This is a genomic window from Paenibacillus amylolyticus, assembly GCF_003719335.1.
In the GTDB taxonomy this organism is placed as follows: Bacteria; Bacillota; Bacilli; order Paenibacillales; family Paenibacillaceae; genus Paenibacillus; species Paenibacillus amylolyticus_D.
This window is the reverse complement of sequence record NZ_RIAS01000005.1, coordinates 160,238-174,777: the sequence shown is the minus strand read 5'-3', so window position 1 is coordinate 174,777 and position 14,540 is coordinate 160,238. Positions and strand designations below refer to the sequence as shown.

Below are 14,540 nucleotides of genomic sequence, written 5' to 3'. Positions count from 1 at the left end.
GTCTTAATCCAATGTTTAATTGTTGAAACTACAGCAATGAACGATATAAGTTAAATAATAGATATTTACACGAACATTATTACGAAGTTTATAATGGGTGAAAGATATGCTTACACCCTGTATGTCAACCGGTTGACATACATAGCAAACAGAAAGTGTGCTTTCTCGAAAGCACCCCTTCTATGTCGTTTCCCGCTCAATCAGCTGGACTGGAAACAGGTTTGTACTCGGAATTTCTTCTCCTTGAATCTGTTTTACAACCAAGCCGATGATTCGTTCAGCCATCTCCTCTATCGGCTGCCGTATACTACTCAGACGTGGACTGAGCAGAGAAGCAATCTTTACGTCATCATAACCGATAATTCGCATGTCCTCAGGGATCCGTTTTCCCGCCTGACGGGAAGCCTGCACAGCTTCGGCAGCAATGACATCACTGCTCGCAAATATACCATCAACCGCGGGATACTGCGCCAGAAAACGCATAATCTCTTCTTGGATCTCCTGTTCATCCCGGGCTGAAGCGTCCAGTTGCAGGTGAATCGGGTCAAGTCCAGCATTCCGCATCACTTCTTCATATCCTTGTGCCCTGCCGTTTGCAAGCAAAGCGACATGGTGTGGCCCTCCAATCCCTCGATAGAGAAAGGCTGGCTGTTTGCAATTCTTATCAAGGAGTAGCTGTGTAGCCAGCCTGCCCCCCATCTCGTTATCCGAAGAAACGACCGGAATGTTGTCGGCCACTTCACGATCCAATGAAACAATCGGAAGATTCAGATTCAGGTAATGCTCTACTTCAAGGAGAGAGCTTCCTGTAATGATCGCGTCCACCTTGTTTTTTTTCAACATATCAATGTATTTGCTTTCTTTGCCAACATCTCGATTAGAATTGCATAATAAAAGCTTATATCCGGATTTGTCCGCATAATATTCCAGATAATAAGTCATCTCACTGAAAAAAGGATGGGATACATCTGGAATGATCAGACCAATCATATTGGATTTTTTACGAAACAAAGCTCTGGCCATCTCGTTGGGTTGGTAATCGAGCTCTTTCATTACCCGATAGACCTTTTCGCGCGTTTCTTCGCTAATGTATCCTCTATTATTTAATACACGGGACACGGTTGTAACCGATACTCCTGCTTTTTTGGCAACATCATCAATCTTGGGCATAACCGTTAACCACCTTGCTCTTTTTAATCCATTATAAGCTTAATCGTTTTCCATTTCACTCCAGTTCACATGTTGAACTTCAATGCTACTTCAATGCCCCCTCTGTTATTCCCTTGATAATCTGTTTTTGCAGAAGCAAATACATGATCAATACCGGAACTATCGTCATAATCAACCCGGCCATAAGCGGTGCATAATCCACTGAATAGGACGAGAAGAAATTGTACGTAGATAGTGGTAATGTTTTGTGCTCCGGCGATAACAGCACCAGGCTTGGCAGCAAATAGTCATTCCAGATCCATAAGACATCCAGCACGATCAACGTCACAAATACCGGCCTTAACAGGGGAAGCACAATCTGGAAGAACGTCCGCATACGCGAGCTACCCTCAATAAAAGCCGATTCTTCGAGTTCATACGGGATACCCTTGATAAATCCGTGGAACGTAAATACGCCAAAAGGAACACCAAAACCCAGGTACATAAACAGCAAGGTTAGTTTCGAGTCGAGCAGACTCATATTCCCGTACAGCATCACTAGCGGGATCATTAATACCTGAAACGGTAGAGCTAGTGAAGCCAGCATCGCATAGAAAAGAATGCCGTTCACGCGCCATTTGAAACGAACAAACAGATAACCCGTCATGGATGAGAAAAAAAGAATCAGCAATACGGAGCCCACGGTAATCAGCAACGAGTTCAGAAATCCGTCCAGAAAATTCATATTGTCAAATGCACTGACGTAGTTATCCAGTTGAATTCCTGTTGGCAGCGATAACGGATTTTCCACGAACTGCTGGGTCGATTTGAATGAGTTCATAATAATCATCAAAAACGGCGTGAGAAAAAGAAAGAGCAGCACGTATAGCAGTATTTTTTTCAACGAAGGAAGAAATTGGCGGATCGACATCAGGACTCGACCTCCAATCTCTTGAGCAGATACGATTGTGTCAACGCAATAATGGCGACTACGGCGAAGAGCACCACAGCCTCCGCTTGACCGACCCCGTACTGGTTAGACAAAAATGCCTTTTGCACGATATGATAGGTTGCCAGCTCCGTAGAATTAAACGGCCCCCCTTTGGTCAACGCAAGGTTGATATCGTAGGTCAGAAACGAGCGAGAAATCGAAATAAATACACAGATCACAATAGCTGGAATGGTTAGCGGCAGCATGATCCGGCGAATCGTCGCCATGCGGCTTGCCCCATCGATGCTGGCAGCTTCGAGTACATCGTTAGGAACCCCGGCAAAGCCGGCAATATAGATGATCATGAGATAACCAATCAACTGCCATGACGTTGTGATAACGAGCGCCCAGAAAGCTGTGTCTGTACTGGTTAACCAAGATGTTTCAAACCAGGACCAGCCATACTTCTGCCCTAAATAAGGAAGTACTTGTGAGAACAAAGTCTGCCAAAGATATCCGAGAATAATGCCCCCAATCAGATTGGGAGTGAAAAAACCAGTACGAAGCCATTGCTCGCCTCTTCCGCCACCCGTCAGCGTCAGGGCGATAAAAAAAGCAGCAGCGTTTGCGATAATGACGGTGAAAAATACATATTTAAGGGTAAACCATAATTGAGTCCAGAACACTTTATCCTGCCAAACCGCAATATAATTGGATAGACCGATAAACGTGTTATCCCCGGTGCGCACATCCCAATTGGTGAATGTAAGATACAAACCAACAACGAACGGGATCACAACCACTGCGAGAAAAGCGATGACGGAAGGGCCTCCAAAGAGTAGGAAGGTTCCTGCATTTCTCATCCGTATTTTTCTATCCATGTTGACCTCCTGTGGTTCCCTTGGTAACGGTTTGATAAATGATCTAAAGAACAACTCGATGAATGGAGGATGCGCGCCCTGTATCGAGGCACATCCTCTTTCAGATATTTAAAGATTCTATTTTCCTGCCTGACTTGCCCAGTATGCTTGCACTTCATCTATAAGCCCTTTTCGATCAATTACATCGGCCAAATATTTTTGCATCGACGCACCCGTTTTCGCCCAGTAATCCTGCGGTAAATAGTTAATTACACTGATATTCAGCACTTTACCTTGATCTACGTAACTATTCACTGCTTCAGATAAAATGTTACTGCTTTTCACTTTGACGTCTTTGTATGGCAGTGCCAGCCCCATTTGCGCTACAATCGCATCCTGTCCCTCATCACTGGTTACCATCCACTGAATAAATGCCTTGGCTGCAGCCTGCTGCGCTTCCGTGGAACCTGAATTATCAATAGCAAAGAGTTTTGGTTCGCTGTAAGCCACTTGTGTATTTCCGTAATCTTCAGGATTGTTGCTGATCGGAACAGGGATCATGCCAAACTCTTTGTCGCGGCCTTCCAAGTTACCAATAACAGCCCATGTCCAGTCACCCATAAAATAAAAGGCTGCATCTCCTTTGGCAAAATCTGTACTATCCTTGGTGTAATCTGCCACCAGTGGGTCTTTGGCACGTGCATTGTATTTTTTTAGCAGGTCGAAGGTATCCATTAATCCATTGAAAGCCGCATTATCGGCAAGAGAAACGGTTCCTTTTTCCAAATCTTCAACGAATTTGCGGTTATCTTCCACGTTCTTGGATTGAAGGGAATATGTCAGTCCCAGATAATGTGCTCCGAGAGACCAGTCAGCACCATGGAGCATGACAGGCGCCTTGCCTGCAGCCTCTATTTTCTTAAAAACAGCCTCTAGATCATCGCGGGTTTTGATGCTGTTCGGATCAAAGGAGCCTCCCGTCGCCTCTTCGACTACCCGTTTATTGTATAAGAGCCCATACCCTTGTGCTGTCCAAGGAATACCCAAAAACTGACCATCCAGCAGGGCTCCATCTACCGCACCAGGCTTCGTTAACCCTTCATACGTCGACTTTTCCGAATCCAGATTGAGGAATTTGTCTTTATACTGCAGGATTGTACCTGCATCCAGATTGGCAATTGTAGCCGGGTTTCCTGAAGCAAGCAGTGATTGGAACTTCTCTAGCTGCGCTCCACCAATCGGGGTTGGAATGAGCTCGATGGTTACCTCAGGATGCAGCTCATGATATGTTTTAAACAATTTCTCAAAAACACCGTTGACTTCAGCGGATGTGTTAAAAAAGGTCAATTTCACCTCTTTTGAAGCCTCTCCAGCCGGTTTGTCAGAACCCTGTGCTGAAGAATTTGTTGTTTTATCCGAGGAACAGGCAGTGATGACCAACATCAGTATCAATACGCCAACAAACGGTACCCATGTCTTTTTCATTTCTTAACTTCCCCCCTGGTGTTTGTTATGAATGCGTTTACATTTTGAATACAGCTTTATCATAAACGGTGAGAATCCAATATGTCAACCGGTTGACATAAGTTTTAAAGAGAGTTGTTCTGCTTTGACAATAGAATTCTTGTCATAAAAATATAAAAAATTACAAACAACTGCAATATATCGGGTATTTTTCAAAGGAATAATATAGTAGAATTTACAAAACAAAACTTTTTTTCGTCAAAAGATCTATTAAGAATGTTCCTGAGAGGATGTGATGCCTCCCTTTTTCGAAGTTCAGCCGAGGAATTTATTTTTCTTGTCCAAGCTTTCGCAAGTCACTTATATTGAGGAGAGTGAACACATTGAAGATGAGGTTTAAATTTAAAAAATCAGTCAATCTTTTGTTAGCATGCTTAACTGCTCTACCGCTCATGTTAACTCCAACCAACGTATCTGCAGCAAGTGATGCCAACATCAACTTATCCTCAGAAAAACAAGTAATTCGTGGCTTTGGTGGCATCAACCACCCGGTTTGGGTTGGTGATTTAACTGCAGCACAACGTGAAACCGCTTTCGGGAATGATCAGAATCAGCTAGGATTCTCTGTACTCCGAATCTGGGTGGACCCAAACCCCAATAATTGGGCTCTTGAAATTCCTACAGCCAAACGTGCGATTGAAAAAGGAGCTATCGTTTTTGCATCACCTTGGAACCCACCAAGCAGTATGGTTGAGACGTTTAATCGAAACGGTGATACCAATGCAAAGCGTTTACGGTATGATAAATACGCTGCTTACGCGCAACATCTGAACGATTTTGTAACATTTATGAAAAACAACGGCGTAAACCTGTATGCCATTTCCGTGCAAAACGAACCGGATTATGCCCATGACTGGACTTGGTGGACACCACAGGAAATCCTCCGTTTCATGAAAGAAAATGCAGGCAGCATTCAAGGCACCAAAGTCATGGCTCCAGAATCCTTCCAATACCTGAAAAACATATCTGATCCTATTCTGAATGATCCGCAAGCTCTTGCTAACATGGACATTCTGGGAGCACATTTGTATGGAACGCAGTTCAGCAATTTTGCCTATCCTCTGTTCAAACAAAAGGGAGCCGGCAAAGAGCTCTGGATGACCGAAGTGTATTATCCGAACAGTGATAATAATTCCGCTGACCGGTGGCCAGAAGCGCTCGACATCTCCTACCACATGCACAATGCAATGGTTGAAGGCGACTTCCAAGCCTATGTATGGTGGTATATCCGCAGATCCTATGGACCAATGAAGGAAGATGGTACGATCAGTAAGCGTGGATACAATATGGCTCATTTCTCCAAATTCGTTCGCCCAGGCTATGTCAGAGTAGATGCTTCGAAAAACCCGGATACAAACACTTTCGTTTCTGCTTACAAAGGAGATAACAAGGTCGTTATCGTAGCCATTAACCGCAGTACTTCGGCAAAAAGTCAACGCTTTGTGTTGCAAAATGGCAATGCATCCACTGTATCTTCGTATGTAACAGACAGCAGTCGTAATCTGGCAAGTCTTGCACCAATTAACGTTTCCAATGGCGCGTTCACTGCTCAACTCCCAGCACAGAGTGTAACAACTTTTGTTGCTAATATTACTGGGGGCAACGGTGGCGGTAATGTAGGCACAGGCACCACATATGAGGCCGAAACAGGAACAACACTTACTGATGCAGTCATAGAAACACTTTATCCGGGTTTTACCGGTTCTGGATATGTTAACTTCAACGCTTATACAGGCTCAGCAATTCAATGGAATGATATCAATAACACAATAACAGGCACCAAAAATGTAAAGTTTCGTTATGCTTTGGAAAGTGGTACGCGGACCTTAGATATTTATGTTAATGGAACAAAAGTAATCAGTAATGAGCCATTTACTGGAACAGGAAGCTGGTCAACCTGGGGTGAAAAAACAATTCAAGTGCCCATGAATTCAGGTACGAATACACTCCGAATCGTAACAACAGGCACAGAGGGACCCAACATTGATAACATTACGGTAACTGCAGCTTCATAAGTTATCTGATTTTAACCCATTTTTTCTTTTTTAGCGGGCAAAAAGTAGCCAAGCTCCCAGGTTGTAGCAAACCTAAGTTGCTCGACTCTTTTAAGAGCAGTACTGTAATTTAAGACTATTGATTTTCCTTTATAGCATTAAATAGAAAAAGACCCCTTAAGCAATAGCCTAAGGAGTCTTTTTCTATTTAATGCGGTCGAGAGGACTCGAACCTCCACGGGGGGTTAGCCCACACGGACCTGAACCGTGCGCGTCTGCCAATTCCGCCACGACCGCATATAATGGTCTTTCCAATTATTATCGGCGACAAGAAATAATATACCACGCGTAGTTTAACATGTCAACACACACATCTATTCATCACCAAACAAGTGCGAATCAGATATGTGTCCGATTCGCACCCATTAGTCCTGCTTCAAACAAACTTATATACCAGTCAGCAGTGACTTACTAGAAGATTCGGTTAAATAAAAAGTTTACTATAGCTTGGACGGCCAGTTACCGTACCATGCATAACCGCCTCTTCTTTCCTTCTCAATATCACTTAACTTATATTTCACTACTCCGTCACGTCCAACAAAAATAGGTTTGTCCGTGCCGAGTTCGTAAAAACGCGCCCAGATCGGTGATGCACTGGAATCGGCAATAATTCGGCTATCCCCATTTGCTCTCTCATACCGATATCCTGTAATTTTGACTTTGTTAAACCAGGCTTCGGCACCTTTGATGGATGCAGTGATTCTTGAACTAGCCGGTCTGGTCTTTAGAAACTTCACAATGTTTACGCTCTCACCCGCCGTTAATGAAGGCACTTCATAGATTCTTGCTCCCGCTGGTCTAAGTGAACTGGAATCATGTTGTTGTCCCCAAGCCGTTAACTTCCCACCGGATACCACCTGGGTATTCAGGATGGCATCGACTCCTTTGGAAACCGCATTTTTACAGCGATTCGCCAGAGAACTGTCGATAAAGGAGAAGTTCCCCTTACGTCCTGCGACTTCATCAAGCATGTACATTACATTAATCATCGCATCATCATTATAGGTAATATGTTTATGATAGCCGGAACTTTGATAGACTTGAGGCCAGCCGCCATTGGAGTACTGCATATTAAGCAAAAAGTTGATTCCTTTGATCGCTGCAGCAGAGTATCGCGGATCATTTGTTTTTTTGAATTCACTTGCTAGTCTTCTGATTTCTGAGTATGTAGCTTTGTTATCGATCGTTGATTTGGCCCATTCACCTGACGTCTGACTGTAATCTTTTCTCCAGCCTCCATCCGGGCGCTGATTTTTTAAGATATCGGACATACTCGCCGTTGTGCCAGATGCATCAGCTGCCGATACCGTTGGTACAGGAAGTGCCGCCATTCCTGCTACGGAGAATACCATAGAACACGCCAGTACAAATGTTACTAATTTTTTGGCTTTCACTAACCAACACGCTCCTCCCTACTATATAGTCATATCTTTTATCTTGTTTTATGTTCACTATGAGCGATTCAATTGTAGCTCTTCCACCTCCCATAAATCATTAATTTACATATAGAACAATAAAAATGATTCAAAACCAAAATATGGTCACAAAATCAATTTATGCGAAAAAATAATTTTTGTCAATATTTGCAACAGGACTATATAGATTATTCATTAAATAAACTCTTTTTTTATTTTTGTTTTAATTTATTTGCTAATGTATAAATATCCTCGAAGTTATTGGTTTTAAGAATCATTTTCTCTGTGTCAAAGATCAGTAATGTTGGACTTTTATCAATATCGAACATTTTTACATAATTATACTTTTGCGACGTATCCCCCATACTTATAAAATTCAGCTTGCTGAAACGAAGGGAAGACATCACTTCATCTGTATTTACAATTCCTAATAACTGTTTGTTCAACGTAGTCAAGTCTGAATCCACGTTCCAAAATACATAGCCACTATATGTTCCCTGTTGCTGCGAACGTAATTCGTTCATTGCTGCTTCTTTGTTATCAGTTGAACAGCTCGCTGTCATTACAGCCGTAAAGACGACCAAGATAATAATTAGCGCTTTTCTCATCGTGAATAACCTCCTCGAAATAGCCAAGTCATATTTAATACATTAACTCACAAGCTTTAGAGGCTGCTCTCCAGCAGCCTCTTGAACTTCTCATTCTAAACACTTATTCATTTTTATTCTTGCAATATATGTTTTATTCACTGACTACAGAAGCCGTAAATGAGGGAATCGAGAACGAATCCGTAAATACGACATCTTGGGCAGGAATATCACCGAAATAGTACAGTGCACCGATCTTCACCGTGGCACTACTGGAAACTGAAGTTGTCTTTCCTGCTCCAGTGATATTCGTTGTGCCTTACAAATAATAAGCATCCAACTCTGAACCATTTTTGTTTAGGAAGTCCGTATATTGTCTATTTAATCTCCAGGAGGCGTTGGAACCATTAGATATTGAATTGTTAGAACCTAACGGGAACGTTACTCCTATCCCAGCGCCTTTATAAGATAATTTAATCGTTACATTTTTAGGATTATTCGGATTATCAACAATTGGATTTGTGATCCCGATTGGACCAGATGTAAATGAGTAGTTAGCTGAAGTTGATATGTTAGCTTCGGCTAAGCCTAAAAGATGTGCGCTTTCCTTATCAGCCAAACCAAGTAAATATTTGTTACGCAGAAGTTGTTGATCACGTCTGGGTAATGACTTCAGCAATTGTTCCATCCATTTAGATTGTTCTTTTCGTTCATAGCATTGTTCAGGAATTGGTGATACGTCTAATATGTTATCCATGTCGTTCTCGTTGTTAAAAATATGTATCCATCGCCTTTTCTTTTTTTGTTTTTCTACATAATTGAGAGTTACATTGTGGACGGTTCGCACCATATAACAATATTGTTGATCCGCGGCAAGCATAAGCAAGGTTTGCTTTTTATCGAAAAGTCTGACGAAAGATTCTTGAACTAAGTCCTCTGCAGTAGATGCATCGTGAGTCATGTAATATGCTTTTTGCTTCATACTGAGATAGTTTTCCCTATACAATTTCTCAATAATATTAGTAGCGCTTTCAATTTCAGGTTTTGCATTTGCAAACGAGGCAGACATGGATATTCCTCCTTCTCATCTGACTTTTATTTGTTGCAAATCTAGTTATAATAAAATCATAATAATAGAATAAATTACTTATATTGCAATATAAATTCAGACCAAAATCCATTTCCTGATCTTTTCAAAAAAAGGACGAAAAAATAGTTACTTTTTTGTAAACAATATTCCCGTTAAAGTCGACTTATTTCTCTATAAAATCGAGAATTCCGCTAACATTGAGGCTAAATGAAGTGTTTTAAATGGGTTTGACAATTACGCATTTATGCAATATAGTTTCAAATAGTTACAAAAACTTAATTATTCATTTGCCGAGTTTCAGGATTGAAAACGGGGGAACCATTTTGGGTGAATTATTCTTATACATAGGAAATATAGGGAACCTTCTACCGAACCCTTAGCTAACTCCGTAGGCATCGAAGGGAGAACATTGATTTTGAAAAAACTGATCATTTCTATTTTTGGAGCTGCTGTACTATTTACATCCGGGGCAACAAGCACAGAGGCAAGCACAATTAATACGGTGGTTAACAATATGACAGGTATCCCGTACAAATGGGGCGGCACAACCATGGCTGGCTTCGATTGTTCCGGGTTTATGAGATATCTTTTTAACAAATACAGCATTGAATTGCCACGCACATCGCAACAACAAGCCAAAGCCGGAACACCTGTCTCCAAAGCAAATATTCGAACAGGAGATTTGGTATTTTTCAACACAACAGGTAGAGGCATCTCACATACAGGAGTATACATCGGCGGAGGTCAATTCGCACATGCTTCCAGCAGCAAAGGTGTCAGCGTCACCAAGTTGTCCAATCCGTATTTCAGTGATCGTTATGTAACCGCAAGACGGGTGACAGGCCAATTTATGTATAATAAAATGTTGGGTAAAATCTAAGCAGACTTCTAGCAAGTCCATTTCACACCGACATAAGCAGCAACAATAAAAAGGAGGTTCCGGTTTAACCCGAGACCTCCTTTTTGATGTTAAAATCAGAATCTAATGCAACGCCTTTTGCACACGCATTGCCCCTTGTGACAAGGCATGTCCGCCCCCTACAGCTCCTGCGACAGCTACCGTCTCCATGATCTCCTGATCGGTCGCTCCCTTTGACCTTGCTTCCTCTACATGATAGAACGTGCAGACTTCGTTATTGGCGAACAAACCGATACCTAGCGCAATTAACTGCTTCGTTTTGGCATCAAGCACACCCGGCTGGAAGCATTCGCCCGTAAATTCATGGTACGATTTCACCACTTCCGGGAGAACATCACTTAACGCGCCAATCTGATCCTTATAAGCATGAACTTTATCATTCATTAATGTCATGGCTTGCAGCACACCCTTTCGGCTGTAAATACAGCGAATTGTTCCACTGTACCTATCTTCTCTCGCGTGTGTCGCAAATATGCCTGATCTTGATGGTAATTCCAAACATTTTGTTATCGAAAAATTCTCTTTGCATGATTTTATTGTTTTTATCAAATTCAGATCCGTCATGCGAAGTACCCCACCATTAAATGCTAAGATCACTTTGACGAGGCTCACTGAACAACTGATAGCGGTAACGACGGTCCAGCTTCACGACACGGCGATTCTGTCTGCGAATTAGCACTTGTTCATCATCCCAGGCTACCACGATGCCAGTTACATCGTTAGACTCGAGCTCATCCCGCACCACTCTTACCTTTTCCCCTGACAATCGCAGGGCATCCAACTCTGTATCACTAATCATATTTAGACTCCTATATTCAAATTTCTTTACAAAAAGAGACCTAAATGAAAGGTCATTTAGGTCTCACGTGACTGTATTGGACTGTCATGTCATTCGAAAAATATCCCGACTGAGAGTTACCGCTGAGCGTGCTCTTTGCTGTCGTTCTTCTCGAACCAAAAATCAAGCACTTTGGCGGACATCACACGTTCTTCAAGGTACTCCACTTGGTGCGGTGTAAATTGTTCTTTCCAAGAGAAGGACAACTCTTCACACAAGCCTACAATCGTCAGTAATTCTGACCAGGCAACATAGCGTTTGTACCAGAAAAATTGAGGATGTTCAATCATATAGGGATAAAGGTCATCGAATTCCGTATGTTTACAATCCAGGGCACGTTCAAAATGAACTTTCGATTCCGCCAGCTTATTCATAAAAAATTGATCTGTTGCCGGTTGGTTCCCCATGGTGTTGCCTCCTCTCCCTAACATAACCCCATTATAAAGGAAATCTAAGGCCATGCAAAGTGATAGTTCAAAAATTAGGCCCAATTTCCTTCAAAAAGTCACATTTCATTATCGTCGAATTGCACGGTGCCATTATTTAGTGAACGAATGCGCACAAGAGCTTCTACTGGAATTCCTTGCTCACGGATGGTGCGGGCACCAGCCTGGAAGCTCTTCTCAACCACAACACCAAATCCCACAAGCTCTGCGCCGGAACGCTCAATAATTTTAATTACGCCGCGGGCGGCATCTCCGTTTGCAATAATGTCATCAATGAACAAAATGCGGTCATTCTCATGAATGTATTCGCGAGATACCATAATATCCGTTACGATCCCTTTCGTAAAGGATGGTACACGTTCGCAGTAGGCATCAGGATCGGCCAGAAGCGTTTTTTTGCGGCGGGCAAATACCAAAGGCACCCCCAGTTCATGCGCTGCGGCAAAAGCAACCGGAATCCCTGATGATTCAACAGTAATCACCCGAGTTACTCCACTCTCGCGAAAACGAGCAGCAAACTCCCGTCCCATCTCCATCGTTAATGCAGGATCAATCTGATGATTCAGAAGACCATCCAGTTTCAATACCTGATCCGAGATGACGACACCTTCTTGTAAAATTCGTTGTTTTAATACGTCCATGATTTGACCTCCCAAGCCTATCCTATGAGGTATAAAGTATCATATATACAGCTGCAAGTTCAAGCAAAATCCCCCTAAGTCCGGATAACCTGACCATTCAGCGTCGTTAGCTCACCCTGCAGTCATGACTTTTATGGGTCAAGCATAACCTGTACTATGGTACCCGCATGTCCAACCAATTCCGGGACCTGAAAGGGGAAACACATGAAACAGGTATTCCGGGTGCTGCAGATTGCATTCACATACATCGGAACCGTCGTAGGGGCCGGCTTCGCCACAGGACAGGAAATATTGCAGTTTTTTACCCAGTATGGCAAGTGGGCCACAATCACCATCGTTTTATCCACCATGCTATTTGTCTGGCTCGGAACCAAAATGATGCTTATTGCTCATGATACCCGTTCGCGTTCCTATGAGGATCTGAACAAACATCTGTTTGGCCACAGGGCTGGCAGATGGATTACATGGATAACACTTATTGTTCTGATCGGTGTAAACAGCGTCATGCTCGCCGGGGCAGGTTCTGTGTTTATGGAACATCTGGGTTTACATTACCAAACAGGTTTGATCATTACTTTGATTGGTACATACCTTCTTCTCGGACGCGGAATGCAGGCTATTTTGCAAATGAACAGTATTGTAGTACCCATGATGTTACTGCTGTCCCTGCTTATGATTTTCAGTACGCTGCATCATCCGGGTGTCTATCGTTTTGTTACACTGACAACAGACAGCAATCCCTTTCAGATATGGATTTCCCCGTTGCTTTACACCGCATTTAATCTTGCGCTCGCTCAAGCGGTACTTGTCCCTGTAGGCAATCAAATTCGTCATCGCAATACATTAAAATGGGGCGGAATTCTAGGCGGGATTGGCGTAGGTTTTATGCTGATGGCAGCCCATTTTGCAATGTCGGCCCAGATGCCAGGCATCATACAGTTTGAAATCCCGATGGGCAGTATCGCTTTTCAACTAGGATGGATTGTACAGTCTGTATATGTCACACTCATTTTCATGGAAATATTCACAACGTTTGTTGCCGACATCTACGGCATGACTTTGCAGCTTCGACAACATGTCGATGTTCATCCCCGGTTAATTACACTGATCATCATGATGCTGTGTTACTCGTTCAGCCAATTTGGCTTCAGCTCCCTTCTTTCCGTTCTTTATCCCATTTTCGGATGTATGGCACTCTTTTGGGCGGGTAAACTGATTAGGGATCGCTGGGGCACATTTCGTGGCCGGAATAATGTTAATTGAGTTCGTAGATACGAGGTTGAAGTCGTTTTAGATAGATAAAGTTGTGGTACAATTTAAAGTAAATCTAAATTTAAGGATGGGTTCTGATGAAAAAAGCAGACAATGTAGCCTCCTAAATTCGTTTCATATAAAATTTAGGAGGCACATCTAATGAATTTTAATAAAATTGATTTTAACAGTTGGCAGAGAACAGACATATTTCATCACTATATGAATCAAAATACTTCATTCAGCCTAACCAATGAAATGGATATAACTGCTTTATATCAGTTCATCAAACAAAAAGAATATCGATTCTATCCTGCGTTTATCTTTATGATCACGCGTGTGATCAATTCACATCCCTCTTTTAGAACGGGTTACAATAAAGATGGAGATTTGGGTTATTGGGATACGGTGGAACCACTTTATACCATATTTGATCAACCATCTGAGTCGTTCTCTGCCATTTGGACTCATGTTCCAGTTGATTTCAACACGTTTCAAGACACCTACATTTCGGATGTAGAAAAATATAAACGTTCAGGCAAGTTGTTTCCCAAGACCCCCGTACCTGAAAATGTGTTTTCTCTTTCAATGATTCCTTGGACATCTTTTACTGGATTCAACTTAAATATCAACAATAATAGTCGTTACCTTCTTCCCATCATTACGGCAGGGGGATTCATCCATAAAGAGAATTCAATATTTTTGCCATTATCGTTACAGGTTCATCATTCGGTTTGTGATGGTTACCATGCCGGATTGTTCATGAATGCTGTTCAGGAATTAGCAGGCACTCCAGAGGATTGGCTGTTGTAAAAATCCGTTATATACACAAAAG

The 14,540-nt window shown here is 42.3% G+C and carries 15 protein-coding genes, 1 tRNA gene and 1 riboswitch; of the genes, 4 read left to right on the top strand and 12 right to left on the bottom strand.

Going from position 1 to position 14,540, the window contains the following annotated elements; all coding sequences use genetic code 11:
- Nucleotides 1-180: 180 nt before the first annotated feature.
- The 4 genes from EC604_RS11595 to EC604_RS11580 form a co-directional block, all read right to left on the bottom strand.
- Nucleotides 181-1,170, bottom strand: a complete 990-nt coding sequence (locus tag EC604_RS11595; RefSeq protein ID WP_123064324.1) for a LacI family DNA-binding transcriptional regulator — start codon at nucleotides 1,168-1,170, stop codon at nucleotides 181-183.
- A gap of 85 nt (nucleotides 1,171-1,255) precedes the next feature.
- Entirely contained in the window at nucleotides 1,256-2,080 is an 825-nt protein-coding gene (locus EC604_RS11590) for a carbohydrate ABC transporter permease (RefSeq protein ID WP_123064323.1), read from the bottom strand.
- Nucleotides 2,080-2,961, bottom strand: a complete 882-nt coding sequence (locus EC604_RS11585) for a carbohydrate ABC transporter permease (RefSeq protein WP_123064322.1) — start codon at nucleotides 2,959-2,961, stop codon at nucleotides 2,080-2,082. The genes EC604_RS11590 and EC604_RS11585 overlap by 1 nt, the downstream gene beginning before the upstream one ends.
- Nucleotides 2,962-3,078: 117 nt before the next feature.
- On the bottom strand, nucleotides 3,079-4,425 hold the full coding sequence (locus EC604_RS11580) for an ABC transporter substrate-binding protein (protein ID WP_123064321.1): 1,347 nt from the start codon (nucleotides 4,423-4,425) through the stop codon (nucleotides 3,079-3,081).
- 368 nt (nucleotides 4,426-4,793) lie between these two features.
- Between EC604_RS11580 and EC604_RS11575 the strand changes: the two genes are divergently transcribed.
- A complete protein-coding gene (locus EC604_RS11575) occupies nucleotides 4,794-6,479 on the top strand; it encodes a carbohydrate-binding protein (RefSeq protein WP_123064517.1) in 1,686 nt (561 codons plus the stop codon).
- Nucleotides 6,480-6,670: 191 nt separating this feature from the next.
- On the opposite strand, the gene EC604_RS11570 is transcribed toward EC604_RS11575, so the two are convergent.
- The 4 genes from EC604_RS11570 to EC604_RS11555 all read right to left on the bottom strand — a co-directional run bounded on the left by EC604_RS11570 (nucleotide 6,671) and on the right by EC604_RS11555 (nucleotide 9,589).
- Nucleotides 6,671-6,755, bottom strand: a tRNA-Leu gene (locus EC604_RS11570).
- 203 nt (nucleotides 6,756-6,958) lie between these two features.
- Nucleotides 6,959-7,912 (bottom strand): pectate lyase, encoded by a 954-nt coding sequence (gene pelA / locus EC604_RS11565; protein ID WP_240036819.1) that lies wholly within the window; start codon nucleotides 7,910-7,912, stop codon nucleotides 6,959-6,961.
- Between the two features lie 233 nt (nucleotides 7,913-8,145).
- Entirely contained in the window at nucleotides 8,146-8,541 is a 396-nt protein-coding gene (locus EC604_RS11560; protein WP_123064320.1) for a hypothetical protein, read from the bottom strand.
- 298 nt (nucleotides 8,542-8,839) lie between these two features.
- Complete coding sequence (locus EC604_RS11555; protein WP_123064319.1) at nucleotides 8,840-9,589, bottom strand: RNA polymerase sigma factor; 750 nt, start codon at nucleotides 9,587-9,589, stop codon at nucleotides 8,840-8,842.
- 299 nt (nucleotides 9,590-9,888) lie between these two features.
- Nucleotides 9,889-10,020, top strand: a riboswitch (cyclic di-AMP (ydaO/yuaA leader).
- Nucleotides 10,021-10,025: 5 nt separating this feature from the next.
- On the opposite strand from EC604_RS11555, the gene EC604_RS11550 reads away from it, so the two are divergent.
- Nucleotides 10,026-10,490 (top strand): C40 family peptidase, encoded by a 465-nt coding sequence (locus EC604_RS11550; protein WP_123064318.1) that lies wholly within the window; start codon nucleotides 10,026-10,028, stop codon nucleotides 10,488-10,490.
- Between the two features lie 102 nt (nucleotides 10,491-10,592).
- Here the strand turns inward: EC604_RS11550 and EC604_RS11545 are convergent, their stop codons facing one another.
- The 4 genes from EC604_RS11545 to EC604_RS11530 form a co-directional block, all read right to left on the bottom strand.
- Nucleotides 10,593-10,922 (bottom strand): carboxymuconolactone decarboxylase family protein, encoded by a 330-nt coding sequence (locus tag EC604_RS11545; protein ID WP_123064515.1) that lies wholly within the window; start codon nucleotides 10,920-10,922, stop codon nucleotides 10,593-10,595.
- A gap of 187 nt (nucleotides 10,923-11,109) precedes the next feature.
- Complete coding sequence (locus tag EC604_RS11540) at nucleotides 11,110-11,328, bottom strand: hypothetical protein (protein WP_123064317.1); 219 nt, start codon at nucleotides 11,326-11,328, stop codon at nucleotides 11,110-11,112.
- A gap of 116 nt (nucleotides 11,329-11,444) precedes the next feature.
- Nucleotides 11,445-11,774, bottom strand: coding sequence for a hypothetical protein (locus EC604_RS11535; protein WP_123064316.1), 330 nt, complete (start codon nucleotides 11,772-11,774; stop codon nucleotides 11,445-11,447).
- Between the two features lie 98 nt (nucleotides 11,775-11,872).
- Nucleotides 11,873-12,454: a xanthine phosphoribosyltransferase gene (locus EC604_RS11530; protein ID WP_090924753.1), complete on the bottom strand. Its 582-nt coding sequence runs from the start codon at nucleotides 12,452-12,454 to the stop codon at nucleotides 11,873-11,875.
- A 204-nt stretch (nucleotides 12,455-12,658) separates the two neighbouring features.
- On the opposite strand from EC604_RS11530, the gene EC604_RS11525 reads away from it, so the two are divergent.
- Both EC604_RS11525 and catA read left to right on the top strand, forming a co-directional pair.
- Nucleotides 12,659-13,717, top strand: a complete 1,059-nt coding sequence (locus EC604_RS11525) for a YkvI family membrane protein (RefSeq protein WP_123064315.1) — start codon at nucleotides 12,659-12,661, stop codon at nucleotides 13,715-13,717.
- A 150-nt stretch (nucleotides 13,718-13,867) separates the two neighbouring features.
- Nucleotides 13,868-14,518 carry a type A chloramphenicol O-acetyltransferase gene (catA, locus tag EC604_RS11520; protein ID WP_123064314.1) on the top strand — a complete coding sequence of 217 codons (651 nt, stop codon included), beginning with the start codon at nucleotides 13,868-13,870 and terminating at the stop codon, nucleotides 14,516-14,518.
- Nucleotides 14,519-14,540 lie beyond the last annotated feature (22 nt).